This is a genomic window from Micromonospora sp. NPDC047762, from assembly GCF_043204655.1.
In the GTDB taxonomy this organism is placed as follows: domain Bacteria; phylum Actinomycetota; class Actinomycetes; order Mycobacteriales; family Micromonosporaceae; genus Micromonospora.
The window spans coordinates 391,293-415,740 of record NZ_JBIDCQ010000004.1; the positions used below are offsets into that span (position 1 = coordinate 391,293).

At 71.9% G+C, this 24,448-nt stretch carries 23 protein-coding genes and 1 pseudogene; 14 read left to right on the plus strand and 10 right to left on the minus strand.

Annotation, left to right across the window (positions count from 1 at the left end):
* Positions 1 to 19 precede the first annotated feature (19 nt).
* Positions 20 to 424, minus strand: coding sequence for a MarR family winged helix-turn-helix transcriptional regulator (locus ACGF3C_RS15790; RefSeq protein WP_355008892.1), 405 nt, complete (start codon positions 422 to 424; stop codon positions 20 to 22).
* A 274-nt stretch (positions 425 to 698) separates the two neighbouring features.
* Between ACGF3C_RS15790 and ACGF3C_RS15795 the strand changes: the two genes are divergently transcribed.
* Positions 699 to 2,345, plus strand: coding sequence for an alkaline phosphatase D family protein (locus tag ACGF3C_RS15795; protein WP_393222430.1), 1,647 nt, complete (start codon positions 699 to 701; stop codon positions 2,343 to 2,345).
* Between the two features lie 108 nt (positions 2,346 to 2,453).
* Here the strand turns inward: ACGF3C_RS15795 and ACGF3C_RS15800 are convergent, their stop codons facing one another.
* Both ACGF3C_RS15800 and ACGF3C_RS15805 read right to left on the minus strand, forming a co-directional pair.
* The gene (locus ACGF3C_RS15800) at positions 2,454 to 2,858 is read right to left on the minus strand and encodes a YjbQ family protein (RefSeq protein ID WP_167457620.1); all 405 of its coding nucleotides are present in this window, start codon (positions 2,856 to 2,858) and stop codon (positions 2,454 to 2,456) included.
* Between the two features lie 26 nt (positions 2,859 to 2,884).
* Positions 2,885 to 3,358, minus strand: a complete 474-nt coding sequence (locus ACGF3C_RS15805; RefSeq protein ID WP_393222433.1) for a hypothetical protein — start codon at positions 3,356 to 3,358, stop codon at positions 2,885 to 2,887.
* Between the two features lie 178 nt (positions 3,359 to 3,536).
* Here ACGF3C_RS15805 and aceE point away from each other — a divergent pair, with 178 nt between their 5' ends.
* Entirely contained in the window at positions 3,537 to 6,275 is a 2,739-nt protein-coding gene (gene aceE, locus ACGF3C_RS15810) for a pyruvate dehydrogenase (acetyl-transferring), homodimeric type (RefSeq protein WP_357223791.1), read from the plus strand.
* Between the two features lie 167 nt (positions 6,276 to 6,442).
* Here the strand turns inward: aceE and ACGF3C_RS15815 are convergent, their stop codons facing one another.
* A complete protein-coding gene (locus ACGF3C_RS15815) occupies positions 6,443 to 6,889 on the minus strand; it encodes an SRPBCC domain-containing protein (RefSeq protein ID WP_210783445.1) in 447 nt (148 codons plus the stop codon).
* Between the two features lie 188 nt (positions 6,890 to 7,077).
* Between ACGF3C_RS15815 and ACGF3C_RS15820 the strand changes: the two genes are divergently transcribed.
* The 3 genes from ACGF3C_RS15820 to gltX are packed head-to-tail and all read left to right on the plus strand — an operon-like array spanning position 7,078 to position 11,164.
* A complete protein-coding gene (locus ACGF3C_RS15820; protein WP_393222438.1) occupies positions 7,078 to 8,427 on the plus strand; it encodes a GH1 family beta-glucosidase in 1,350 nt (449 codons plus the stop codon).
* A complete protein-coding gene (locus ACGF3C_RS15825) occupies positions 8,424 to 9,701 on the plus strand; it encodes an MFS transporter (RefSeq protein ID WP_393222441.1) in 1,278 nt (425 codons plus the stop codon). The genes ACGF3C_RS15820 and ACGF3C_RS15825 overlap by 4 nt, the downstream gene beginning before the upstream one ends.
* Before the next feature lie 53 nt (positions 9,702 to 9,754).
* Entirely contained in the window at positions 9,755 to 11,164 is a 1,410-nt protein-coding gene (gene gltX, locus ACGF3C_RS15830; RefSeq protein WP_393222443.1) for a glutamate--tRNA ligase, read from the plus strand.
* Between the two features lie 229 nt (positions 11,165 to 11,393).
* Here gltX and ACGF3C_RS15835 read toward each other — a convergent pair whose 3' ends face one another.
* The gene (locus tag ACGF3C_RS15835) at positions 11,394 to 12,011 is read right to left on the minus strand and encodes a copper resistance protein CopC (RefSeq protein WP_393222446.1); all 618 of its coding nucleotides are present in this window, start codon (positions 12,009 to 12,011) and stop codon (positions 11,394 to 11,396) included.
* 252 nt (positions 12,012 to 12,263) lie between these two features.
* Between ACGF3C_RS15835 and ACGF3C_RS15840 the strand changes: the two genes are divergently transcribed.
* The gene (locus ACGF3C_RS15840) at positions 12,264 to 12,914 is read left to right on the plus strand and encodes a hypothetical protein (protein ID WP_357221913.1); all 651 of its coding nucleotides are present in this window, start codon (positions 12,264 to 12,266) and stop codon (positions 12,912 to 12,914) included.
* A gap of 138 nt (positions 12,915 to 13,052) precedes the next feature.
* On the opposite strand, the gene ACGF3C_RS15845 is transcribed toward ACGF3C_RS15840, so the two are convergent.
* The gene (locus tag ACGF3C_RS15845; protein WP_357259914.1) at positions 13,053 to 13,364 is read right to left on the minus strand and encodes a hypothetical protein; all 312 of its coding nucleotides are present in this window, start codon (positions 13,362 to 13,364) and stop codon (positions 13,053 to 13,055) included.
* A gap of 299 nt (positions 13,365 to 13,663) precedes the next feature.
* Positions 13,664 to 13,957, minus strand: a complete 294-nt coding sequence (locus ACGF3C_RS15850; protein WP_393222450.1) for an orotate phosphoribosyltransferase — start codon at positions 13,955 to 13,957, stop codon at positions 13,664 to 13,666.
* A gap of 139 nt (positions 13,958 to 14,096) precedes the next feature.
* Here ACGF3C_RS15850 and ACGF3C_RS15855 point away from each other — a divergent pair, with 139 nt between their 5' ends.
* The 7 genes and pseudogenes from ACGF3C_RS15855 to fabF all read left to right on the plus strand — a co-directional run bounded on the left by ACGF3C_RS15855 (position 14,097) and on the right by fabF (position 20,818).
* Positions 14,097 to 15,281 (plus strand): histidine kinase, encoded by a 1,185-nt coding sequence (locus ACGF3C_RS15855; RefSeq protein WP_357221907.1) that lies wholly within the window; start codon positions 14,097 to 14,099, stop codon positions 15,279 to 15,281.
* Positions 15,278 to 15,979: a response regulator transcription factor gene (locus tag ACGF3C_RS15860; RefSeq protein WP_357221905.1), complete on the plus strand. Its 702-nt coding sequence runs from the start codon at positions 15,278 to 15,280 to the stop codon at positions 15,977 to 15,979. The genes ACGF3C_RS15855 and ACGF3C_RS15860 overlap by 4 nt, the downstream gene beginning before the upstream one ends.
* Positions 15,980 to 15,989: 10 nt before the next feature.
* Positions 15,990 to 17,318 carry a PucR family transcriptional regulator gene (locus ACGF3C_RS15865; RefSeq protein ID WP_393222865.1) on the plus strand — a complete coding sequence of 443 codons (1,329 nt, stop codon included), beginning with the start codon at positions 15,990 to 15,992 and terminating at the stop codon, positions 17,316 to 17,318.
* Between the two features lie 78 nt (positions 17,319 to 17,396).
* Positions 17,397 to 18,314: pseudogene (locus tag ACGF3C_RS15870) on the plus strand (ACP S-malonyltransferase); the annotation flags it as partial.
* Positions 18,315 to 18,319: 5 nt separating this feature from the next.
* Complete coding sequence (locus tag ACGF3C_RS15875; RefSeq protein WP_238670069.1) at positions 18,320 to 19,264, plus strand: beta-ketoacyl-ACP synthase III; 945 nt, start codon at positions 18,320 to 18,322, stop codon at positions 19,262 to 19,264.
* A gap of 85 nt (positions 19,265 to 19,349) precedes the next feature.
* The gene (locus ACGF3C_RS15880) at positions 19,350 to 19,589 is read left to right on the plus strand and encodes an acyl carrier protein (RefSeq protein ID WP_030330276.1); all 240 of its coding nucleotides are present in this window, start codon (positions 19,350 to 19,352) and stop codon (positions 19,587 to 19,589) included.
* A 2-nt stretch (positions 19,590 to 19,591) separates the two neighbouring features.
* Positions 19,592 to 20,818 carry a beta-ketoacyl-ACP synthase II gene (gene fabF, locus ACGF3C_RS15885; protein WP_393222455.1) on the plus strand — a complete coding sequence of 409 codons (1,227 nt, stop codon included), beginning with the start codon at positions 19,592 to 19,594 and terminating at the stop codon, positions 20,816 to 20,818.
* A gap of 50 nt (positions 20,819 to 20,868) precedes the next feature.
* Here fabF and ACGF3C_RS15890 read toward each other — a convergent pair whose 3' ends face one another.
* Complete coding sequence (locus ACGF3C_RS15890) at positions 20,869 to 21,087, minus strand: hypothetical protein (protein WP_355008813.1); 219 nt, start codon at positions 21,085 to 21,087, stop codon at positions 20,869 to 20,871.
* A gap of 132 nt (positions 21,088 to 21,219) precedes the next feature.
* Here ACGF3C_RS15890 and ACGF3C_RS15895 point away from each other — a divergent pair, with 132 nt between their 5' ends.
* Positions 21,220 to 21,879, plus strand: a complete 660-nt coding sequence (locus ACGF3C_RS15895) for a lipoprotein (protein WP_393222458.1) — start codon at positions 21,220 to 21,222, stop codon at positions 21,877 to 21,879.
* Between the two features lie 16 nt (positions 21,880 to 21,895).
* Here the strand turns inward: ACGF3C_RS15895 and ACGF3C_RS15900 are convergent, their stop codons facing one another.
* Together ACGF3C_RS15900 and ACGF3C_RS15905 are read right to left on the minus strand one after the other, a co-directional pair.
* Entirely contained in the window at positions 21,896 to 23,632 is a 1,737-nt protein-coding gene (locus ACGF3C_RS15900; protein ID WP_393222461.1) for a glycoside hydrolase family 3 protein, read from the minus strand.
* 87 nt (positions 23,633 to 23,719) lie between these two features.
* Positions 23,720 to 24,211: a DUF3145 domain-containing protein gene (locus ACGF3C_RS15905; RefSeq protein WP_091409261.1), complete on the minus strand. Its 492-nt coding sequence runs from the start codon at positions 24,209 to 24,211 to the stop codon at positions 23,720 to 23,722.
* Positions 24,212 to 24,448 lie beyond the last annotated feature (237 nt).

Genomic DNA, 24,448 nt, shown 5'->3' on the forward strand with positions numbered 1-24,448 from the left:
ACGGCCGGAAGGGTCCCGCTCACTCCGACCCGCAGGGCTCCGGAAAGCCGCCGTCGGACACCTTCCAGACCAGGTCACGAAGGGTACGCAGCTCCTCGTCGCCCAGCCCGGACAGGAGTCGGGAGTCGGACATCACCTCGATCACCCGGGCCCGTACGACGCGGCCCTCCTCGGTGACCAGCAGCGTCTTCTGCCGCCGATCCGCCGGGTCGGTGCGACGCTCGACCAGCCCGGCCTGCTCCAGCTTGTCGACCAGCACCGTCACGTTCGACCGGTCACAACCCAGCTGACCGGCGAGATCCCGGGCCGGCAGCGGATGATCAGGGTCCAGCTCCCGCAGCGCCCGGGCCGCCGCCGGTGTGAGCCCAACCTCGGCGAACGCGCTGCCCTGCCGGTGTCGTACCGCGTCGCTGACGTGGGCCATCCGGCGCAGCACGTCGGCGGCGAGACCGGCGCGATCCACCCGTTCACCTGCCGCGCGGCCCACCTCCTGCGTCACGGCCACATGGTACGCAGAGATGGGCGTCGTCGGTCACGGCAGCGGCCGGATCACCCCGTTGGACGGCGGTCAGCACGGATCGACGGCGGTCATCGGTGTTCGACTGCTGGCGACAAGCAGGGCCACCCGCCGTCATCTGTCGGCCATCGGGGCTCGCCAGGCTCCCGGAGTCACGAAGATCGGACTCTGGGGAGGATTCGTGTCACTGTCCCGACGTACCATCCTGCTGTCCGGCGCCGCGATCGGCGCCGCGGGCGCGGCCACCGGGCTGCCGGCGGCGGCCGGCGCGGCGGCGGGCCGGCCGCTGGCCTACCCGTTCACCCTCGGGGTGGCCTCCGGCGACCCCGACGACGACGGGTTCGTGTTGTGGACCCGCCTGGCCCCACAGCCACTGGCCGAGGACGGCCTCGGCGGCATGCCGGACCGCGACGTGCCGGTGCACTGGGAGTTGGCCGCCGACGAGCGGTTCCGGCATGTGGTGCGCCGCGGGGTCGCGATCGCCCGCACCCGATCGGCGCACAGCGTGCACGTGGAGTTGGCTGGCCTACTGGCCGGACGCGAGTACTTCTACCGGTTCCGGGCCGAGCGTCACGTCTCGCCGACCGGACGCACCCGCACCGCCCCCGCACCGTGGACCATGCCAGCCGCCCTGGCGATGGGCTTCGCCTCCTGCTCCCAGTACGAGCACGGCTACTTCACCGCCTACCGGCGGCTGGCCGAGACCGAGCCGGAGCTGATCCTGCACCTGGGCGACTACCAGTACGAGTACGCCCCGGACACGTACAACGTCCCCGGTGGCAACCCGCGTGACCACGAGGGCCCGGAGACCCGGACACTCGCCAACTATCGGCAGCGGCACGCCCAGTACAAGACCGACGCCGACCTGCAGGCCGCGCACGCGGTGGCGCCGTGGGCGGTGGTGTTCGACGACCACGAGGTGGAGAACAACTGGGCCGACGAGGTGCCCGAGGCGCCGGATCCGGAGTTCCCCGCGCGGCGGGCGGCGGCGTTCCAGGCGTACTACGAGAACATGCCGCTGCGGCGCACCTCGATCCCCCGCGGCATCGACATGCAGCTCTACCGGCGGGTGCGCTGGGGGCGGCTGGCCACGTTCCACATGCTCGACACCCGGCAGTACCGCGACGACCAGGCCTGCGGCGACGGCTACCGGGACTGCGCGGCGGCATCCGACCCGGCCCGGTCGATCACCGGGTCCGAGCAGGAGGCCTGGCTGCTGGACGGCTTCCGCCGCTCGGACGCCCAGTGGGACATCCTGGGCCAGCAGGTCTTCTTCGCCCAACGGGACAACAACTCCGGCCCGCTCACCGTCACCAGCATGGATTCCTGGGACGGCTACGTCGCCTCTCGGGACCGCATCACCCGGGGTTGGTTGGCCGCCGGGGTACGCAACCCGGTCGTGCTGACCGGCGACGTGCACGCGCACTGGGCCAGCGATCTCAAGCTGGACTATGCCGACCCGACCTCGCGGACCGTCGGCACCGAACTGGTCTGCTCCTCGATCACCTCGACCGGTGACGGCGCGGACTCGGCGTCCGGCTCGCACCCGTGGTTCGCGTTCAACCCGCACCTGCGTTTCCAGAACAACCTCCGGGGGTACGTGCGCACCACGATCACCCCGGGACAGCTCACCGCCGACTTCGACGTGCTGCCGTACGTCAGTCGGCCGGGCGCGCCCGCGTACACCCGGGCCTCGTTCGTGATCGAGGATCGGGTGGCAGGCCTGCACCAGACGGCGGACAACCCAGTCCCGTCAGCGGCCCGCACTGCCGCGCCAGCCGCGGACCCCGGCCAGCAGACCGTCCAGCAGGAGACCGTCCGCCCGTAACCCGCCCTATGCCTCAAGATCCGCGCAACATCAGGGAACTTGTTGCCTCGCCACGCGCCGAGGCAGCAGTTCCGGGGAAGTTGCGTGGATCTTGAGGCGGGCCGACGGTCAGGCGGGGAGGAAGGAGAAGCGGACCTGGCGGGTCGGGTTGTCGCCGTTGGTGTCGACGAGGCAGATCGACTGCCAGGTGCCGAGCGCCAGTCGACCGCCGAGCACCGGCAGCGTGGCGTACGGCGGGATGAACGCCGGCAGCACGTGGTCACGGCCGTGGCCGGGCGAGCCGTGTCGGTGCCGCCAGCGGTCCTCGGTGGGGAGCAGGTCGTCCACGGCGCTGAGCAGGTCGTCGTCGGACCCCGACCCGGTCTCGATGATCGCCAGGCCGGCGGTGGCGTGCGGCACGAAGACGTGCAGCAGGCCGTCGCCCTCGCCCGAGACGAACTGCTGGGCCTCCGCGGTGATGTCCCGGACGGTCGGCCGGGACCCGGTCTGGACGGTGATCACATCGCTGCGCATACGTCGCATTCTGCCGCAGGGTGAGGTCAGGAGCTGCCGCCACCGCCGCCGGAGTCGCCGCCACCGGACCACCCACCGCCCGAGTCACTGCCGGACCAGCCGCCGCCGGAGTCACCGCTGGACCAGCCCCAGCCGGACCAGCCTCCCCCGGAGTCGCCGCTGCCGCCGGCCGGCTCCGTGTCGTCGGAGCGGTCGTGGTCGCCGTCCCGCTGGTGGCCGACGTTCCCGCTCCCTGCATCCCCGGCGGGCATCGGATGGTAGCCGTACCCACCGCCACCCGAGTCCGGACGGCGGCGACGGCCGCCGGCCTGGCCGCTCGGACGGGCCGCTCGGCTCGCGTCGCGCAGCAGGCCCGCGCCGAGCACTGCCACCAGGGCGCCGAGGGCCACCAGTCCGACCATCGGCAGGTTGCCGGAGGCGAGGGCGACCGCGCCGATGACCAGGCCAACCACCCCGACAACGATCATGCTAGCGGCGACCGCGACACGGCGTCCGTTCATGGGGGCAACGGTAGGACGGGCGGTCAAACCGCTCAGGTTCCACCGCGTCGTCGCGCTAAGTTACCGGCGGGTACCTGTGTTCAGCATCGCGTCGGGGGGACCTAGACGTGACGAGGGGTGCCACCAGGGGGCAGGATGGCGCTAGAGACCTATCCCACACACAACCGAGGGAACGCCTGTGGCTACGGAACGCAAGCGCCCGGTGATCAGCGACGGCCTACCGAGCCAGCTTCCGGACATCGACCCTGAAGAGACAAGCGAATGGGTCGAGTCGCTTGACGGTGTCATCGACGAACGCGGCGCCAAACGCGCTCGCTACGTCATGCTGCGCCTGCTGGAGCGGGCCCGTGAGCGCCAGGTCGGGGTTCCGCCCCTGACCACCACCGACTACATCAACACCATCCCGTCGGAGCGCGAGCCCTGGTTCCCGGGTGACGAGCACGTCGAGCGGAGGATCCGGGCGTACGTCCGGTGGAACGCCGCCATGCTGGTGCACCGGGCTCAGCGCCCGGAGATCGGCGTCGGCGGGCACATCTCCACCTTCGCCAGCTCGGCGTCGCTCTACGAGGTGGGCTTCAACCACTTCTTCCGGGGCAAGAACCACCCGGGCGGTGGCGACCAGATCTTCTACCAGGGCCACGCGTCCCCCGGCATGTACGCGCGGGCGTTCCTGGAGGGGCGGCTCAGCGAGCACCAGCTCGACGGGTTCCGCCAGGAGCTGTCGCACCCCGGTGGTGGGCTGCCCTCGTACCCGCACCCTCGGCTGATGCAGGACTTCTGGGAGTTCCCCACCGTCTCGATGGGCCTCGGCGGTCTGAACGCGATCTACCAGGCCCGGTTCAACCGGTACCTGCAGCACCGCGGCATCAAGGACACCTCCCAGCAGCATGTCTGGGCGTTCCTCGGCGACGGCGAGATGGACGAGCCGGAGACGCTCGGCGCCATCGGCGTCGCCGCCCGCGAGGAGCTGGACAACCTCACCTTCGTGATCAACTGCAACCTGCAGCGGCTGGACGGCCCGGTCCGGGGCAACGGCAAGGTCATGCAGGAGCTGGAGGCGTTCTTCCGGGGTGCCGGCTGGAACGTGATCAAGGTCGTCTGGGGTCGTGAGTGGGACCCGCTGCTCGCGGCGGACACCGACGGCGCGTTGGTCAACCTGATGAACACCACGACCGACGGCGACTACCAGACCTACAAGGCGGAGTCCGGCGCGTACGTGCGGGAGCACTTCTTCGGCCGTGACGCACGGACCCGCAAGATGGTCGAGCCGCTCAGCGACGACGAGATCTGGAACCTCAAGCGGGGCGGGCACGACTACCGCAAGCTCTACGCGGCCTACAAGGCGGCCACCGAGCACACCGGTCAGCCCACCGTCATCCTGGCGAAGACGATCAAGGGCTGGACCCTCGGCTCGCACTTCGAGGGCCGCAACGCGACCCACCAGATGAAGAAGCTGACGCTGGAGGATCTGAAGACCTTCCGCGACCGGCTCTACCTGGACATCCCGGACAAGGCGCTGGAGGACAACCCCTACCTGCCGCCGTACTACCACCCGGGCGAGAAGTCCGAGGAGCTGGCGTACCTCAAGGAGCGGCGCGAGCAGCTCGGCGGGTACCTGCCGTCCCGGCGGACCAGCACGAAGCGGCTGGCCATCCCGGGTCCGGAGCGGTTCGCCGACATCAAGCGCGGCTCGGGCAAGCAGAAGGTGGCCACCACGCAGGCCTTCGTCCGTCTGCTCAAGGACGTGATGAAGGACAAGGAGTTCGGCAAGCGTTGGGTGCCGATCATCCCGGACGAGGCCCGCACCTTCGGTCTCGACTCGATCTTCCCGACCGCGAAGATCTACTCGCCGCACGGCCAGCGCTACACCTCGGTCGACCGCGAGCTGTTCCTGTCGTACAAGGAGTCGACCTCCGGGCAGATCCTGCACGAGGGGATCAACGAGGCCGGATCGGTGGCCTCGTTCACCGCGGCCGGCTCGGCGTACGCCACGCACGACGAGCCGATGATCCCGATGTACATCTTCTACTCGATGTTCGGGTTCCAGCGGACCGCCGACGGGCTGTGGGCAGCGGCCGACCAGATGGCCCGGGGCTTCCTGCTCGGCGCCACAGCGGGTCGGACCACGCTCAACGGTGAGGGCCTTCAGCACGAGGACGGGCACTCGCTGCTGATCGCCGCCACCAACCCGGCGGTGGTCGCGTACGACCCGGCGTTCGCGTACGAGATCGCGCACATCCTGGAGCAGGGTCTGCACCGGATGTACGGGGACGCGCAGGAGAACGTCTTCTACTACCTGACGGTCTACAACGAGCCGACGCTGCAGCCGGCCGAGCCGGCTGACGTGGACGTGGAGGGCCTGCTCAAGGGCATCTACCGCTACTCGCCGGCACCGCAGGTCGACGGGCCGAAGGCCAACCTGCTCGCCTCGGGCACCGGGATGCAGTGGGCGCTCAAGGCCCAGCAGCTGCTCGCCCAGGACTGGGGGGTGGGTGCCGACGTCTGGTCGGTGACCTCCTGGACCGAGCTGCGCCGCGACGCGGTGGAGACCGAGGAGTACAACCTGCTCAACCCGGGCGCCGAGGCGAAGGTTCCGTACATCCAGCAGAAGCTGGCCGAGGCGGACGGGCCGAAGGTCGCGGTCAGCGACTTCATGCGTGCGGTACCGGATCTGATCGCCCGCTGGGTACCCGGCGACTACACGTCGCTCGGCACCGACGGGTTCGGCATGTCGGACACTCGGCACGCGCTGCGCCGGCACTTCCACGTCGACGCGGAGTCGATCGTGGTGGCCACGCTGCGGCAGCTCGCCCGCAGCGGCGCGGTGGCGACCACGGTGCCCGCCGAGGCCGCCAAGAAGTACGCGATCGACGACGTCAACGCCGCCCCGGTCGGCGAGACCGGCGGCGACAGCTAATACCCAGCACGACCGCAGAAGGGCCCGGCGCGTCAGCGCCGGGCCCTTCTGCGGTTACGGCCCAACCCCAACTGCGGTCGGGGGGTACGGAGCGGCGGTGGTCCGGGGGCCCTGGCGGGGATCCGGACCACCGCCGTCGCGGGTGACGCCGGGAGGATGGGCGCTCGTCAGCCGACGGCGGCCAGGTCGGTGAGCCGGGCCAGCGAGTCCTCCAGGTCGGCGCCGACCCGACGCAGTCCGAGGCGCAGCATGGCCGCCTTGACCGGGCCGGCCGGCCAGCGGACCACGATGAGGCGCACGATGGTCCCGCCCTCCTCCTCGTCTCCGGTGAGCTGGACGTAGATCTCGGTGCGCGCCTCCGCCCGAGATCCAGCGCCCTTGGCCCGTTCCCGCCAGCCGATCAGCGTCGGCTCCTGGTAGGCGATCACCTCGGCCTCATGCGCCGAGCCGCGCCCAGCCTGGACGAGTTGTCGCCGTCCGAAGCCCTCTCCCGAGAGCACTTCGGCCGCTCGGACCCCGGCCAGCCAGGCCGGCAACTGCTCGGCCCGCTGCACGACATCCCAGACCACTTCAATTGGCGCCGCCACGTGCGCACTGCGTTCCACGAGGATCATTTCCGTCTTTCCTCCGGTGAGGACATCCCACGATATCGGCACTCTATGCGCTAAATCGGACTTACCCGGACGGGTTCGGAAAAAGACACGCCGATCAACCATTGCGGATTACGCCAGGGCGGCCTATGGCGCATTCATCGAGAGCGCTTTAAAGTCCCGAACACGTTTCACGTTGACCGGGAGGGCGCATGTCGACCGCACCGATGCCCCAGTTCCCCACCGGCTTCCGCTGGGGCGTCTCCACATCGGCCCACCAGATCGAGGGGGCCACCACCGCCGACGGCCGCGCTCCGTCCATCTGGGACACCTTCGCGCGCTCCCCCGGGCGGATCAGCGACGGCAGCAGCGGCGAGGTGGCCTGCGACCACTACCACCGACACACCGAGGACGTGGCGCTGCTGGCCGGCCTGGGCGTCTCCGCGTACCGGTTCTCCATCGCCTGGCCCCGGGTCCAGCCCACCGGCGCCGGCCCGGCCAACCCGGCCGGCCTGGACTTCTACGACCGCCTCGTGGACGAGTTGCTGGCCGCCGGAGTCGACCCGGTGGCCACCCTCTACCACTGGGACCTGCCGCAACCCCTCGAAGACGCCGGCGGCTGGATGCACCGGGACACCGCCGCCCGCTTCGCCGAGTACGCCGAGAAGACCGCCGCTCGCCTCGGCGACCGGGTCCGGCTCTGGATCACCCTGAACGAGCCGTTCGTCCACATGAGCATGGGGTACGGCATGGGCGTGCACGCTCCCGGCCGGATGCTGCTGTTCGACGCCTTCCCGGTCGCCCACCACCAACTGCTCGGGCACGGGCTCGCGGTCGCCGCGCTGGGGACCCACACCACCAGCCCGGTGGCGATCGCCAACAACTACTCACCGGTGCGGGTGCTCGGCGACAGCGACGCCGACCGGGCCGCCGGGGCCGCGTACGAGGCGCTGCACAACCGGCTCTTCACCGACCCGCTGCTCGGCCGCGGCTACCCGGAGCTGCCCGGCCTGGACCCGAGCGTCATCCACCCCGGCGACCTCGACACGATCGCCGCGCCGATCGACGTGCTCGGGGTCAACTACTACAACCCCACCGGTGTACGGGCGGCCGAGGAGGGTTCACCCCTGCCGTTCGACCTCGTGCCGCTGGACGGCTACCCGCGTACCGCCTTCGACTGGCCGGTGGACCCCGACGGGCTACGCGAGCTGCTCGGCTGGCTCCGCCACACCTACGGCGACGCGCTGCCGCCCATCGAGATCACCGAGAGCGGCTGCGCGTACGACGACGAGCCCGACGCCGACGGGCAGGTGGCCGACCCGGAACGGATCGCGTACCTCGACGGGCACCTGCGGGCGGTCCGGGCCGCCATCGACGACGGGGTCGACGTCCGCGGGTACTTCGTCTGGTCGCTGCTGGACAACTGGGAGTGGGCCGAGGGGTTCACCAAACGCTTCGGTCTGGTGCACGTCGACTACCCCACCCAGACCCGTACGCCGAAGTCGTCGTACACCTGGTTGCGGGACGTGATCGCGGCCAGCCGGCCGGGGTCGGCGCGGTGACCACCCTCGACCCGACGCCGGCGTCGCTGCCGGCGGCGCTCGCCGAGCCGACGGTGCCGGTGAGGCGCAGCTGGGTCGGCTTGATCTTCGCGGCCAACCTCGGCGTGTGGATGGCGTTCTTCACGCCCATCCAGGTGCTGCTGCCCCAGCAGATCGAGCAGATCGCGCCCGGCGACAAGGAAAACATGCTGGCCGTGGTCACCGGCCTCGGCGCGTTGGCCGCGGTGCTGGCCAACCCCTTGGCGGGCGCGCTCTCCGACCGGACCTGCCTGCGCATCGCCGGCCGCGAGTTCGGCCGTCGGCACGTCTGGACGGCGGGCGGGGCCGTGCTCGGCGCGGCGGCCCTGGTGCTGCTGGCCCAGCAGCGGACCATCCTCGGCGTCGCCCTCGGCTGGGTCGCCGCGCAGGTCTGCTTCAACGCGATGCTGGCCAGCCTCAGCGCCGCCATCCCCGACCGGGTCCCGGTGCGGCAGCGCGGCGGCGTCTCGGGGTGGGTGGGCATCCCGCAGGCGCTCGGGTTGGTGCTCGGCGCGGTGCTGGTCACCGCAGTGGTCACCGGCAACGCCGCCGGCTACCTGGCCATCGCCGTGGCCGTCCTGCTGCTGTCGCTGCCGTTCGCGCTGCTCACCCCCGACGAACCGCTGCCGCGTACCCATCGGCCGGCGATCCGGGCGCGGGCGCTGCTGGCCTCGATGTGGATCAGCCCCCGACGGCACCCGGATTTCGCCTGGGCCTGGATCACCCGGTTCCTGGTCCAGTTGGGCAACGCCCTGGGCACCCTCTACCTGCTGTACTTCCTCAGCGACGGGGTGCGCCACCCCGATCCCGAGGGTGGCCTGCTGGTGCTGATCCTGCTCTACACGCTTGGGATGATGCTGACAGCTGTGGTCGCCGGCCGGCTGTCCGACCGTTCCGGCCGCCGCAAGATCTACGTGATCGTCTCCGGGCTGATCATGGCGGTGGCGGCGCTGCTGCTCGCGGTCGCGCCGGTCTGGCCGATGGCGATCGTCGCGGCGCTGCTGCTCGGCGCCGGCTACGGCGTCTACCTCTCGGTGGACGCCGCGTTGATCACCCAGGTGCTGCCCCGGGCCACCGACCGGGCCAAGGACCTTGGCGTCATCAACATCGCCAACTCGGCGCCGCAGGTGCTCGGCCCGGCACTCTCCGCCCCGCTCGTGGTGTACCTGGGCGGCTATCCCACGCTCTACGCGGTCACCGCCGTGGTCACCCTGCTCGGCAGCGCGCTGGTCGTCAAGATCCGCTCGGTCCCCTGAGCCGTGGGGGGCGGTGGCGGAATGCAGTCGCGGACCGCCGTAGGCTGGGGGACGTGACAGTACGTGTGCGCTTCGCCCCTTCCCCGACCGGTATGTTCCACGTCGGCGGCGCCCGCTCGGCGTTGCAGAACTGGATCTACGCCAAGCAGCAGGGCGGCGTGTTCGTGCTGCGCATCGAGGACACCGACGCGGCACGCAACAAGCCCGAGTGGACCGAGGGCATCCTCTCCGCGCTGGACTGGATCGGGATCTCCCGGGGCAGCTACGAGGGCCCGTACTTCCAGTCGGCCAACGCCGGGGAACACCGGGCCGCCGCCGCGCGCCTGTACGAGTCGGGCCGCGCCTACTACTGCGACTGCACCCGCGAGGACGTGCAGGCCCGCACCGGCTCGCAGTACCAGGGCTACGACGGCTACCACCGCGACCGTGGCCTCGGCCCCGGCCCCGGGCACGCCCTGCGCTTCCGTACGCCCGACGAGGGCGCGACAGTGGTGGTCGACCTGATCCGCGGTGAGCCCACGTTCGAGAACAAGCTCATCGAGGACTTCGTCATCGCCCGGGGTGACGGCTCGCCGGTCTTCCTGCTGGCCAACGTCGTCGACGACATGACGATGGGGATCACCCACGTGATCCGGGCCGAGGAGCACCTGCCCAACACCCCCAAGCAGCAGCTGCTCTGGGAAGCCCTCGGGGTCAAGCCGCCGATCTGGGCACACGTGCCGGTGGTGGTCAACGAGAAGCGGCAGAAGCTCTCCAAGCGCCGGGACAAGGTCGCCCTGGAGGCGTACCGCGACGAGGGTTACCTGGCCGGCGCGATGCGCAACTACCTCATGCTGCTCGGCTGGGCTCCCTCCGGCGACCGGGAGATCGTTCCCTGGTCGGTCATCGAGGACGAGTTCCGGCTGGACGAGGTCAACCTCTCCTCGGCGTTCTTCGACGAGAAGAAGCTGCGCGCGTTCAACGGCGAGTACATTCGCGCGCTGCCGGTGACCGAGTTCATCGACGCCTGCCAGCCGTGGCTGACCGGCACCGCGACCATCGCGCCGCCGCCGTGGCAGCCGGAGGAGTTCGACGCCGACGCGTTCGCCGCCGTGGCGCCGCTGGCCCAGACGCGGATCGCGGTGCTCAGCGAGATCGTGCCGAACGTCGACTTCCTCTTCCTGGCCTCACCGCTGATCGACGAGGCCGCCTGGACCAAGACGATGAAGGACGGTTCCGCCGAGCTGCTGGACGACGCCGTCGCGGCGTTCGAGGCGCTGGAGTCCTGGGACGCCGAGTCGTTGAAGTCGACGCTGGAGGCGGTCGGCGCCGAGCGGGGCCTCAAGCTCGGCAAGACGCAGGCGCCGGTGCGGGTCGCGGTCACCGGTCGCACAGTGGGTCTGCCGCTGTTCGAGTCGCTGGAGGTGCTCGGCCGCGAGCGCACCCTGACCCGAATCCGCGCCGCCCGCCTACGCCTGGTCTAACCCCCCGCCCCCGCCCCCGCCCCCGCCGCTCCCCCTCCCGCGCGCCGCTCCCCCTCCCGCGCGCCGCTCCCGCTTCCAGCGCGTCGATCTTGCAGTTTCGGTTGTCGACATGGGTGGGATGCCCCTTGTGTCGGGACAGAAAGTGCAAGATCGCGGAGCAGGGCCAGCTCGGCCCCGGGGGCCATGATGCCCGGTCGGGTTCGGGACCTACCGGGCATCAGATGATCGACTAGGCGGTGCCTCGGCGGCGGCGGAAGAACAGGCCGGCCGCGAGTGCGGCGAGCAGCAGCAGGCCGCCGAGAGCCCAGATCCACCAGCGACTGCCGGAGTCGGACTGCTCTGAGGCGGCCGGCACCGGGGAGGCCGTCGCGCTGCCGGGCGCCGCCGACGGCGAGCCGGCGGAGGGTACGCCGATGGCCGACGCGCCAGCCGAGGGCGAGCTCGCCGGGGTGGTTCCGGCGGTGGCCGACGGCGAGGCAGTGGGGTCGGCTGCGGTGCCGGTGGTGAGGGTGAACCGCACCTCGCCCTTCACCGGGTGCCCATCGGACGACGCGAGCTGGTAGCCGACGATGTAGAGCCCGGCTGCGGCCGGCTTGAACGGCACCCGCACCCGACTGCCGTCGAAGGCGGGAGTCCCGCCAGCGACCACATTGTCCGGTCCGGTTATTGTGATCTTCGTCGTAGTCGGCGACGGCTTGGCGAGGAACCGCAGCTCGACCCGGGCGGGTGCCGACGCCACGCGGGCGCCGTCGCGCGGGTTGCTGCCGGTCAGCTGGTTGTGGGCGGCGGCCGGAGTCGCCGGCACCAAAAACAACACACCGAACGCCACGCCGAGCACCACTGGCACGACCCGCACCGTACGTGTAACCCTGCCCCCCATGAACCCCTCCGTAAGGGTACGATCCGCCCGCTGATCAAACGGCTCCTCATTAGTCGAGCAGAGATCGCAGATAGTTCCAATTACTGTTCCAAAAGCTGCAACTCATCGACGTTCTGCGGAGTCTGTAGGAGTGGACGCGACCATCCGGTCGATGCCGCACCGGCAGATCGGTCCAGACGTCACCACGAAGCCATCCATCGAACGGGGCGAGGAGGCGGGATGCTCCGACACATGAGGCGGTTGGCCGCCGTGTTGGCGGGCACGCTGGCGGTGGCACTGCTGTCGCTCGGCACCGCGGGCTCGGCCTCGGCGGCGCCGAAGCCGGCACCCGCCGGAGTGGACATCACCGGCACGGGGCTGTCCGCACCGCTGCGGTTGCGCGCGGAGAAGGAGCCCGCCCTCGTGGGCGCGGTCATCGACCAGGTCAACTTCCTCGCACGCACCGGCATGCCGACCGGGCCGAAGGCAGCCAACCTCGGTCCGAAATACACCGTCGTGGTGCTCGCCGGCGAGACGCCGAAGCAGACCTACGACCTCTACCCCAAGGCGATCGGCGGCCCTCGCGTCTTCCGGCCGGCGAAGCAGCCGGACGGCCGTAAGACCAGCGCCGGCTGGTTCCTGGGTCGGCTCAGCATGTCCGAGACCCTGCGCACCGCCGGTGTGCCGCTGGAGCGGCAGTTCGACACGGTCAGTGGCGGCGCGGGCGGCGGCGAACGTGTCCTCCCGGAGGACACGCTGGACCCGGCGAAGGACCTCGACGAGGCGCTCGGCGACCTGCAACGCCTGCTGCTGCTCAACGTCGGCGTGATGTTGACCATCACCGTCGGCCTCGCCGGGATCGCCCTGCTGATCCGCAGGCGCACGCGCTGAGCTGGCGCACGCGCTGAGGTCACGCTCTCGCTGACCCGCAACAACACGCGACGGTCCGACGCACTCGCTGGTCAGCGGGTGCGTCGGCCGACCGGGCAGCGGAACGCGGTGTGCCGACCGGGCACTGCAACGCGGTGTTCAGCACCAGCGGCGCGGTGGGCGCTCCCGGCGGGTGGCTCGTGGACGCGGCCGGACCGCGCCGTGCCGGTGCGCCCCGGCCCAGCCGGAAAGTTCACTGAGGCAACCAGCGGGAACGTCCGAGTCGGGCTCGGCAGAGCGCTGGCGCGGCAGCACGGGCTCGTCGTCGATGCGCCCCGGCAACGGCTCCACCGGGTGCGATGGCGCACCGCCGACCGGCCGGCGGGGCTTGCCAGCCGCCTGCGGGTCGTGGTGCCCCGGCCGGCAGGGCTCGCCCTGGGCGCAGCCGTGCTCGGCCTCCCCGTGCGCCATCCCCGGTCTCCTCACGCTCGCCTCACCCTCGAATGCTCCCCGAGGTGCCCTGTCACCGTACTGGCCGGGACCGACGGGCCGCGCGCAGCGTACCCGGGGTCCGGACCGGCCGGTCCCCGGAGACGCCGCTGAGCGCGGGAGCCGGTTACGCAGTTCACAGCTTCTTTTCGTGTCGTTCACCGTGAGGTTCGGCGGCGCGGCGGACCGGCGGTCAGCGGGCGCGGTGAGCCTCCAGGTCGGCGCTGGCGAAGAGCGCCCGCAGTGTCACGCCGTGATGGGCGAGCGCCTGCGCCCCGCCCTCAGCCCGGTCGATGACGCAGAGGGCGTGTTCCCAGATCGCGCAGTTGCCCGGCGGAGATGACGACCTGGCCGCCGGAGATGACCACGTCCTCGACGATCAGCACCTGACGGCCGACCAGTTCCGCTCCCTCGGCCAGCCTGGCCGTCCCGTACGCCTTGGCGCTCTTACGGACGAAGGCGCAGGGCAGCCCGGTGTGCCGACCGAGCGCGGTCACCACCGGAATGCCGCCCATCTCCAGACCGGCCAGGACCTCGGTCTCCGTCGGAACGAGGAGCGCCAGTTCGGCGGCCACCCGGTCCAGCAGACGGTCATGATGATCATTATTGGGCTGGCGAGGCGCGGCCCGCGTACCCCTTTCGGCGCATGTCGCGGGCGGCGGTCTCCTCCCCCGGTCGGACTCCGACCCGGTGCGACTGTGGTGGGATCGGGGCATGCGTCCGCCACCGTGGCTCGGCTCCGGCACTCGCGGCCGGGACCTGGCGCTGGCCGGGGCGTCGCTGGCCGGCGGGCTGGTGCTGTGGACCCTGGGTTGGCAACCGCAGATCCGTCCGCACCCGGACGTGCCCGCGGTCCTGTTCCTGCCGTCGCTGCTGGCGATGTGCGTCGCGGTGGGTCTGCGCCGCGCCGCCCCGCGTGCCAGCCTCGCCGTCGGCACCGTGGCAGTGGTGGTGGACATCGCGCTCGGGGGCTCGCTGGGCGCGATCCTGATCTACACGCAGGTCCTCTACGACGCCTGTGTCTACGGTCCGCCACGGCTGTGGCGGTGGCTGCTGTGGGCGACCATCGGGCTGAGCGTGCTCGGTGCGGTCGTCGGCGTGATCCTCTCCGACCAGTGGAGCGGGGTGGCCATCGGCGTGCTGGTGGTGCTCGTCGGCCTCCTGCCGGTCCTGACCGGCATCAGCGTGCGGCAGTACCGAGATCAGGCCGCCGCCGAGCGGGCGCGGGCCGAGCAGACCGCCCGGCTGGTCGAGTTGGACCGTCGGCAGGCGGTCAGCGCCGAACGGGCGCGGATGGCCCGGGAGCTGCACGACGTGGTCGCGAACCACCTCAGCGCGGTGGCCATCCACGCCACCGCAGTACTCTCCGTACCCGGGTTGGATCGCGGTCAGGTGGAGTCGGCGTTGCGGGTGATCCGGGAGAGCAGCGTGCAGGGCCTCGCCGAGATGCGTCAGATGATCGAGGTGCTGCGCGAGCCGGGGACCAGCGCCGACCCGGCCGCGCCGGAGGTGGTCACCGCGCGGCTGGCCGAGGCGGACGGACTGGTCGACCGGGTCCGGGCTGCCGGCCTCGCTGTGCGGGTCCGGACCGATGGCACGCCGGGCGCGTTGCCGGTGGGGGTGGACCTCGCCGCGTACCGGATCGTGCAGGAGTCCCTGACGAACGCGCTCAAGCACGGTACTGGTGAGGCGGAGCTGACGATCGCGTACCGGCCGGCCGAGGTGGTGCTGACTGTGGAGAACCCGGTGCGTGGGGGCGGGGCCGGGCTGCCGGGCGCCGGGGCCGGGCTGATCGGCATGCGGGAGCGGGCCACGCTGCTGGCCGGCCGGTTCACCGCCGGGCCGCACGACGGCCGTTGGCAGGTACGGGCGGCCCTGCCCACCGGGGAGGGCGGGTGACCGGGCCGGCGCGGCCGTCGGACGACACGGCCCCGGCGACGGTACGGGTGGTGCTCGCCGACGACCAGCCGGCGGTACGGGCCGGACTGGCCCTGATCCTGAACGGCTCGGCGGGTGTCGAGGTGGTCGGCGAGGCGGCCGACGGCGACGCCGCGGTGCGCCTGTGCCGGGAGTTGCGCCCCGACGTGGCGGTGCTGGATGTGCGGATGCCGCGCCGGGACGGGATCTCCGCGACCCGGGCGATCGTCAGCGAAGGGCTCGCCGACGTGCTGGTGCTCACCACGTTCGACCTGGACGAGTACGTCTTCGGGGCGTTGCGGGCCGGGGCGGCCGGGTTCCTGCTCAAGGACACCGACGCCGACGGCCTGGTCGGCGCGGTGCGGACGGTGGCGCGGGGCGACGGCTTCATCGCGCCCACTGTGACCCGTCGGTTGATCACCGCCTTCGCGGCCACCGCGCCGGGTGCGTCGGCTGACACGCGGGCCGCGCTGGACACCCTCACCCCGCGTGAGCGTGACGTGCTGGCCTGCCTCGGGTTGGGTCTGTCCAACCAGCAGATCGCCGATCGGCTGGTGCTGGCGGAGAGCACCACGAAGACCCATGTGAGCCGGATCCTGGCGAAGCTGGACCTACGCAGCCGGGTGCAGGCCGCCATCCTGGCCCAGGAGGTGGGCCTGCCCGCTCCCCCGCAGTCGTGAGACCGGCCCACTGGGTACGCGGCGGACCGGTGCCGGCGTGGTTGGCCTGCTCACGACGTGTCAGGCTAGGGCGGTGAGCACGCCGGGCGGTGGGGAGCTGTCGGCCACGCTGCGCCGGATCGAACGATCGGCGGGGGCGTTGGCCACCTCCAGCGTGGCCCGGATGGACGAGACGCTGCCCTGGTTCCGGGCGCTGCCGGCCGACCAGCGTTCCTGGGTGATGCTGGTGGCGCAGGCGGGCGCGAGGTCGCTGGTGCAGTGGCTGCGCGAGGGCGGCGGCACCGCGGACAGCACCCAGGAGGTCTCGGACGAGGTCTTCGCCGCCGCCCCGCAGGCGCTGGCCCGGTCGATCACCCTCCAGCAGACCGTGGCGTTGATCAAGGTGACGATCGACGTGGTCGAGGAGCAGGTGTCGCACCTGGCCGCTGAAGGTGAGGAGCAGCAGCTACGCGAGGCGGTGCTGCGCTTCTCCCGGGAGATCGCGTTCTCCGCCGCCCGGGTGTACGCGCGGGCGGCGGAGTCGCGTGGCGCCTGGGACGCCCGGTTGCAGGCGCTGCTCGTCGACGCGCTGTTGCGCGGTGACTCGCCGGACGTCCTGGCCAGTCGGGCCGCCGCTCTCGGCTGGGCGGACGCGCCGCCGGTGGCGGTGGCTGTCGGTCGGTCGCCCGGCGGCGAGGTCTCCGCGGTGCTGCACGTGGTCTACCGGCAGGCCCGCCGGATCGGCGTGGAGGTGATCGGCGGCGTCCACGGCGACCGGCTGGTGATCGTGCTGGGCGGCGCACCTGACCCGCTGACCGCCACCGCGAAGCTGCTGAGCGCGTTCGGGGACGGCCCGGTGGTGGTCGGTCCCGCCGTACCGAGCCTGGACGAGGCGACCGAGTCGGCGCGGGCCGCGCTGTCCGGCTTTCGGGCCGCACCGGCCTGGCCGAGCGCGCCCCGGCCGGTGCCGGCCGCGGACCTGCTGCCGGAGCGGGCCCTCGCCGGCGACACCGAGGCCCGTCGGCGGCTGCGTCACGATGTGTACGCGACGCTGGTGCGCGCCAGTGGGGAACTGCTGGCCACCCTGGACGCCTTCCTGGCCGCCGGTGGCACCTTGGAGAGCGCGGCCCGGGCGCTGTTCGTGCACCCGAACACGGTGCGCTACCGGTTGCGCCGGATCGCCGAGGTGACCGGGTTCTCGCCACTGTCGCCGCGCGACGCGTTCGCCCTTCAGGTCGCGCTGACCGTGGGTCGGTTGGATCCGGTCGCCCCGCTGGCCTCGCCGGTCCCGACTCAGACAATGACCCCGGCTACTCGGAAATCCGCCCAAACCGAGGATGATCCCCGCCGATCTTTGTAGGAAACCTCTAAAGGTCCTAGTGTGGTTTGGTCGAAGGCGGCACCGCGTTACCCGCCATTATCCGGGAGAGTCATAGACGTGCTCGCCGTACTTAGTCCCGGCCAGGGTTCTCAGAAACCCGGCTTCCTGACCCCCTGGCTCGACCTGACCGGCACTGAGGCGCGACTGCGCGACTGGTCGGCGTTGGCCGGGGTCGACCTGCTGCACCTGGGCACCAACGCCGACGCCGACGAGATCAAGGACACCGCCCGCACCCAGCCGTTGCTGGTCGCCGCGGCGTTGCTCGCGGCCGAGCACCTGCCGCTGGACGGCGTCGCCGTCACCGCCGGCCACAGCGTCGGTGAGTTGGGTGCCGCCGCCCTGGCCGGTGTGCTGTCGGCCGACGCCGCGATCACCCTGGCCGGCGTGCGCGGCCGGGAGATGGCCGCCGCGTGTGCGCTGGAGCCGACCGGAATGGCCGCGGTGCTCGGTGGTGATCCCGACGAGGTGATCGCCGCGATCGAGGCGAACGGGCTCTACCCGGCCAACCGCAACGGCGCCGGTCAGATCGTCGCCGCGGGTGCCCTGGACGGGCTCGACAAGCTCGCCGCCGCGCCGCCCACCCGGACCCGGATCATCCGCCTCCAGGTGGCCGGCGCCTTCCACACCCCGTACATGGCTCCGGCGGAGACCGCGCTCGCCGCCGAAGCCGCCGGGATCACCCCGGCGGACCCGGCCCGCACCCTGCTGTCGAACCTCGACGGCACCGCTGTCGACGACGGCGCGGCCATGGTGCGGCGCCTCGTTCGTCAGGTCACCGCGCCGGTGCGCTGGGACCTGTGCATGCGTACGCTGGCCGACCTCGGGGTCACCGGCGTGATCGAACTACCCCCGGCCGGCACCCTCGCCGGCCTGGTCAAGCGGGAACTCAAGGGCGACGGCGCCCCGGAGATCGTCACCCTCAACACCCCGGACGACCTGCCGGCCGCACGGGACCTGATCGCCCGTATCGGAGGCCGTTCATGACTGGCAGTCGCATCGTCTCGATGGGGCACTACCAGCCCTCCCGGGTGGTGACCAACGACGACATCGCCCAGCTCGTCGACACCAACGACGAGTGGATCCGCGACCGGGTCGGCATCGTCAGCCGGCGGATCGCCGACAGTGAGACGGTCGCCGACATGGCCGCCGCGGCTGCCGGCAAGGCACTGGCCAACTCGGGCCTGACCGCCGCCGACATCGACCTGGTCGTGGTCGCCACCTGCTCCTCCATCGACCGCAGCCCCAATGTGGCCTGCCGGGTCGCCGGCAAGCTGGGCATCACCGCGCCGGGCGCGTTCGACCTCAACACCGCCTGCTCGGGCTTCGCGTACGCGCTGGGCACCGTCGACCACGCCATCCGGGCCGGGGCGTCGCGCAACGCGATCGTCATCGGCGCGGAGAAGCTGTCCGACTTCACCGACTGGACCGACCGCTCCACCTGCATCATCTTCGCCGACGGGGCCGGTGCCGCGGTGGTCTCCGCCACCGCCGACGACGAGCCGACCGGGATCGGCCCGGTCGTCTGGGGTTCGGTGCCGGACAAGAGCGACGCGGTCCGCATCGAGGGCTGGCGCCCGTACATCCAGCAGGAGGGGCAGGCGGTGTTCCGCTGGGCCACCACCGCCATCGCGCCGCTCGCGCTGCAGGCCTGCGAGCGGGCCGGGGTCGACCCGTCGGAGCTGGCCGCGTTCGTGCCGCACCAGGCCAACGCCCGGATCATCGACGGCATCGCCAAGCGGCTCAACATCCCCGACGCGATCATCGCGAAGGACATCGTCGAGTCCGGCAACACCTCCGCGGCGAGCGTGCCGCTGGCCCTGTCCAAGCTGGTCGAGCGCCGGGAGGTGCCCTCGGGCGCACCGGTGCTGCTGTTCGGCTTCGGCGGCGGCCTGACCTACGCCGGTCAGGTTGTCCGCTGCCCCTGATGACCCCCTCGGGCGCGTACGCGTCCAGGATTGGCGGTCGGCGACGCCGGCCGCCGGAGAACCCCGATGAAAGGAACCAACCGCAATGACCCGTGACGAGATCACCACCGGCCTCGCCGAGATCCTCGAAGAGGTTGCCGGGGTGAACCCGGACGACGTGGCCGAGGGGAAGTCCTTTACCGACGACCTCGACGTCGACTCGCTCTCCATGGTTGAGGTCGTGGTCGCGGCCGAGGAGAAGTTCGGCGTCAAGATCCCGGACAACGAGGTGCAGAACCTGAAGACCGTCGGCGACGCTGTCAGCTACATCGCGGCGCAGTCCTGATCATGAGTCGTCCAGACGTCGTCGTCACCGGGCTCGGCGCGACGACCCCGCTTGGCGGGGACGTCGCGTCGACCTGGAACGCAATGCTCGCCGGCCGCTCCGGGGTGAGTGCCCTCACCCAGGAGTGGGCCGAGCAACTGCCGGTCCGGATCGCCGCCCAGCTGGCCGTGGAGCCGTCCGAGGTGCTGGACCGGGTCCGCCTGCGCCGCCTGGACCGTTCCGAGGCGATCGCGATCATCGCGGCGCAGCAGGCCTGGGCGGACGCCGGCCTCGCCGGCTCCGACCTCGACGGGGAGCGGTTGGCCGTCAGCGTCGGCTCCGGCATCGGTGGTGCCACCACGCTGCTCGCCCAGGACGACATCCTGGAGGCCTCCGGCCCACGGCGGGTCTCCCCGCACACCATCCCGATGCTGATGCCGAACGGTCCGGCCGCCTGGGTCGGGCTGGAGCTGGGCGCCAAGGCCGGCGTGCACTCGGTGGCCAGCGCCTGCGCCACCGGCGCCGAGGCGATCGCCCTCGGTCTGGACATCATCCGCTCCGGTCGGGCCGACGTGGTGGTGGCCGGCGGCACCGAGGCGGTCATCCACCCCCTTCCGATCGCCGGCTTCAGCTCGATGCGGGCCATGTCGACCCGCAACGACGACCCGGAGCGGGCCTCCCGCCCGTGGGACCGGGGCCGGGACGGCTTCGTCCTCGGCGAGGGCGCCGGCATCGTGGTGCTGGAGCGGGCCGAGCACGCCGCGGCCCGGGGCGCCCGGGTGTACGCGCGCCTCGCCGGCGCCGGCATCACCTCCGACGCGTACGACATCGTGCAGCCGCACGCCGAGGGCGAGGGCGCGATCCGGGCCATCGCCAAGGCGATCGCCGACGCGGACGTGGCGAAGCGGGACATCGTGCACGTCAACGCGCACGCCACCTCGACCCCGGTCGGGGACATGCTGGAGATCGGTGGCCTGCACAAGGCACTCGGCGACCACCCGGTGCTGTCCGCGACGAAGTCGATGACCGGTCACCTGCTCGGTGCGGCCGGTGCGCTGGAGTCGATCGCCACCATCCTGGCGATCCGCGACAGTGTCGTCCCTCCGACGATCAACCTCGACGACCCCGAGCCAGGCCTCACCCTGGATGTCGCCGCGCACAAGGCCCGTCACATGGAGATCCCTGCCGCGTTGAACAACGCGTTCGGCTTCGGCGGCCACAACGTGGCACTGGTCTTCGCCCGCCCCTGAGATCCTGCGAAAGGGCCCCTCCTCGTCCAGAGGAGGGGCCCTTTCATCGTTCAGCCCCGGTTGCGGGGGTGCTGCTTCGCGGTGCGCTCGTTGCCGTGGCGGTAGTTGCCGGTCCAGCGGGCCATCACCAGCTGCGGGTCGTCGTCGACCTCGGCCAGGAACTCGGCGGCCCGAGCGCCGCGCAGCGTGCCGGCGACCCGGCCGTGGTGAGTGATCACCACGGTGCCGTCCGCCCGTCGTACGTGCCGGAATCCTGCTGCCGCTCCCATGGGGTGAGGCTGTCAGACCGATCGGCGCGCAGGCGACCGGATTTCCGTCGCGGGCACTCGATCCCGATTGACGTCGAGGGACCGCGCGGCTTAGATGGGCCGACTGAAGATCGACTGACGGGGATCACCACAATGGACGCTCGTACCCGCGTCGCCGTGTCGGCGGCGCTCATCCTCGGCCTGCTGGCCGGCTGCGGCGACGACGCCGCCGCTCCTGCGGCCGGCGACCCGGCCCCACAGGCCACGGGCGAGCCCTGGTACGACGAGACGACCCCGGCGGCGTCCGGCGGCACCACCGGCGGCGCCGGTTCCCCCTGCCCGGTACCGGTGACGTTTCCGCTGGCCGACGGGTGGACGGCGAAGGCTGTCGAGCCTCCCAAGGGTGAGCTGGCCGAGCTGGTCGGCGAGGCGCTCACCAAGCGCGGCGGCACCACAGTGCGTTGCGAGGTGGACGGCCGGCCGGCCGGCGGCGGGTTCCTGCGGATCTGGGCGACGGACACGCCGACTGCCGCTCCGCGCGCCGCGCTGGAGAGCTTCGCCACCGGAGCCGGCGAGACGGTCACCGGCCAGCAGTTCCGCGACCTCCGCGCCGGCGGCCTCGACGCCACCGAGATGACCTGGCTCGCCACCAGCCCGCTGGCCGAGGAGGAGGCGGCGCGGAACTGGGCGCTGGCCGTTCAGTCGGCGGGGCAGACGCTGGTCTTCGCGGTCAACGAGGGCCTGATCACCGAACGGACCGACGTGCTGCCGGCGTACCGGCTCGCGGTGCGCGGGCTCACGGCTGCCCGCTGAGGTCGGCCCCGTTGGCTCAGTTGCTGGCGCAGGTCGTCGCGGGAAGTCCGGGAACGGTCACCGGGGACCGGCCGCCCGGCCGGGCCTTGCCGGCGAGCACAGCGGCCAGGGCGGTCATCGATGCCCGGCTGGACGAGTACGTGGCCAACAGCCTCGGTGACTTCGCGTCGGCCAGCACGTACGGGGTGTCCATGGCGACAGTGATCGCCGCGTCGGGGCTCAGGTCCTTGGCGCCGTCGCCGTAGCCCACCAGGTGCACGACAGTGCCGCCGCTGGGCTTGACCTGCACTCCGGCGGCGGTCAACGCGGCGGTGAGGGTGGCCCGGGTGCCGCTCCGACCGCCGGACGAGGTGACGGTGACCGGCCCGCGTACCCCTCCGCCGCAGGCGCCACGCAGCACGGTGACGGCGGCAGCGGCCAGCGCGTCGGCCGCCGCCCGGTGTGCCGGGGTGTTGAGCGTGGACATCTGCGCCGCCGGCAGCTCGGCGAGCTGGAACTTCATCGTCAGCACCCGGGTGACCGCGTCGACCAGCCGGGTCCGGGGCAGCGACCCGCCGCGCAGCGCGGCGAGCAGCCCGTCGTACGCCTGACCGACGTTCGGGGTCATCAGGATGAGGTCGTTACCGGCGTTGAGCGCCCGGACCGCCGCCTCGCCGGGAGCCCAGCGCATCGCGGGCGGCATGTTCATCCCGTCGGTGATCACTACGCCCTTGAAGCCGAGTTGGCCGCGCAGGACGTCGGTGAGCAGCTTGTGCGAGAACGTCGCCGGGGTCCCCGGGTCGATCGCGCGCGCGTCCAGGTGACCGGACATCACGGCCATCGCGCCCGCGTCCATTCCGGCGGTGAACGGCGGCCACGCGCCGCTCTGCAACGCCGCGGCGGACTGGGTCAGCACCGGAAGATCCTTGTGCGAGTCGTCGGCGCTGTGGCCGTGCCCGGGGAAGTGCTTCAGGGTGGCCGCGACCCCGACCGCCTGGAGGCCACGGACCGCGCCGCCCACCTGCGCGGCGGCCTGCTTCGGGTCGGAGCCGTAGGACCGGGAGCCGATCACTGTGCTGCGGGTGGCCAGCACGTCGGCCACCGGGGCGAAGTCGATGTTGATGCCCATCGCGGCCAGCTCGGCGCCGGCGGCCCGCCAGGCGGCCTCGGTGAGCTTCGGGTCACCGGCCGCGCCGGCCGCGAGGGCGCTGGGCAGCACCGTGACACCGTCGGTCACGCGGGTGACGACCCCGTACTCCTGGTCGGTGCCGATGAGCAGCGGCGCCGAACCGGCGGCGAGCCGACCGGCGGCGCTGCGCAGCCCGGTGGTGAGCTCGTGGACCTGCTTGGGGTTGTCGACGTTCGTGGTCTCCTGGTTGCCCTTGGTCGGGTCGTCGGCGCTGAAGCCGACCAGGATCAGGCCACCCAGTCGGTACTTGGCGATCATTTCGGCGGGGGTGTCCACCCCGGCGAGGGCCTGGTTGCCGGCCGCCGAACCGGCGGAGACCTGCGTCGCCGAGTCGCCGTAGGCGTACGGCATCAGCACCTGGCCGATGAGGTCTTCGTCGGACAGCGTCGCCACCAGCGCGGCGGCGCGGCCGGCGGGGTCGCTGGCCGGCGGCGCGGGCGGGACGCTCGGGCCCGCCGACGTCCCGACGGGGCTGGGCGTCGGCGTGGGGCGCTCCGGGTCACCTGAGCAGCCGGAGACGAGCAGGGCGGTCAGGGCGGCGACAGCGACACTGGCGCGCCACGGGCGATTCGACACGTCGCCCATCCCACCAGCTTCTCCCTTATCGGGGCAACTTGACCTTACCGGTCGTCACCGGCGCGACGGCGTACGGCCAGCGGTCCGCCGACCGAGTCAGCCGACCCGAGTGAGCAAGGTCACCGGGGCGCCGTCGCCGGCGTACCGGTAGGGCTCCAGGTCAGCGTCCCATGCCGTGCCGAGCGCCTTGTCGAGGGCGTGCGCCAGGGCCTCGGGAGCCCGGGAGGCCGCCATCAGCGCCCGGAGCCGGTCCTCGCCGAGCTGGATGTCGCCGGCCACACCGACCGTCGCCCGGAACAGGCCACGGGCTGGCACGTACATGAAGCGCTCACCGTCGGCGCCGGGACTCGGCTCCTCGGTGACCTCGAAACGGATCATGGGCCACTGCCGTAGGGCAGCAGCCAGCTCGGCGCCCGTCCCCGGACGACCGGTCCACCCGCACTCGGCCCGGCGTGCGCCGGGGTCGACGGGCTGAGCCGTCCACTGCAGGTTGACCGGCGCGGCTAGGACGCGCGCGATCGCCCACTCGACGTGTGAGCACACGGCGAGCGGGGTCGAGTGGACGTATACGACGCCACGCGTTGGCACGGTGACCTCCCGGAGAGCGAGGTGCGTCTTCCCCTACGACCTCGTCCACCCAGGTGGCTGCTGCAACACATGATGACTCCTGTGACGCGTGGTGCGCCAGGGAATCGGAAAAAACGCCGGGTGGAATAGCCGGACGGGTGGTCGCCGTTGCCTCTCAGGACACCGCGACGACCAGCATGATGTCGTGGTCCTGTACAGTTCCACCGGCGGCTTATGCCGCGTTACACCTTCGCGGGC

Coding starts and splice junctions, on each gene's coding strand:
- ACGF3C_RS15900 (WP_393222461.1), bottom strand. CDS start 23,632: ATGGGCGACGTGTCGAATCGCCCGTGGCGCGCCAGTGTCGCTGTCGCC.
- ACGF3C_RS15855 (WP_357221907.1), top strand. CDS start 14,097: ATGCGTCCGCCACCGTGGCTCGGCTCCGGCACTCGCGGCCGGGACCTG.
- ACGF3C_RS15845 (WP_357259914.1), bottom strand. CDS start 13,364: ATGGCGCACGGGGAGGCCGAGCACGGCTGCGCCCAGGGCGAGCCCTGC.
- ACGF3C_RS15890 (WP_355008813.1), bottom strand. CDS start 21,087: ATGGGAGCGGCAGCAGGATTCCGGCACGTACGACGGGCGGACGGCACC.
- ACGF3C_RS15800 (WP_167457620.1), bottom strand. CDS start 2,858: ATGCGCAGCGATGTGATCACCGTCCAGACCGGGTCCCGGCCGACCGTC.
- ACGF3C_RS15880 (WP_030330276.1), top strand. CDS start 19,350: ATGACCCGTGACGAGATCACCACCGGCCTCGCCGAGATCCTCGAAGAG.
- ACGF3C_RS15840 (WP_357221913.1), top strand. CDS start 12,264: ATGCTCCGACACATGAGGCGGTTGGCCGCCGTGTTGGCGGGCACGCTG.
- ACGF3C_RS15790 (WP_355008892.1), bottom strand. CDS start 424: ATGGCCCACGTCAGCGACGCGGTACGACACCGGCAGGGCAGCGCGTTC.
- ACGF3C_RS15815 (WP_210783445.1), bottom strand. CDS start 6,889: ATGATCCTCGTGGAACGCAGTGCGCACGTGGCGGCGCCAATTGAAGTG.
- ACGF3C_RS15875 (WP_238670069.1), top strand. CDS start 18,320: ATGACTGGCAGTCGCATCGTCTCGATGGGGCACTACCAGCCCTCCCGG.
- fabF (WP_393222455.1), top strand. CDS start 19,592: ATGAGTCGTCCAGACGTCGTCGTCACCGGGCTCGGCGCGACGACCCCG.
- ACGF3C_RS15805 (WP_393222433.1), bottom strand. CDS start 3,358: ATGAACGGACGCCGTGTCGCGGTCGCCGCTAGCATGATCGTTGTCGGG.
- ACGF3C_RS15820 (WP_393222438.1), top strand. CDS start 7,078: ATGTCGACCGCACCGATGCCCCAGTTCCCCACCGGCTTCCGCTGGGGC.
- ACGF3C_RS15895 (WP_393222458.1), top strand. CDS start 21,220: ATGGACGCTCGTACCCGCGTCGCCGTGTCGGCGGCGCTCATCCTCGGC.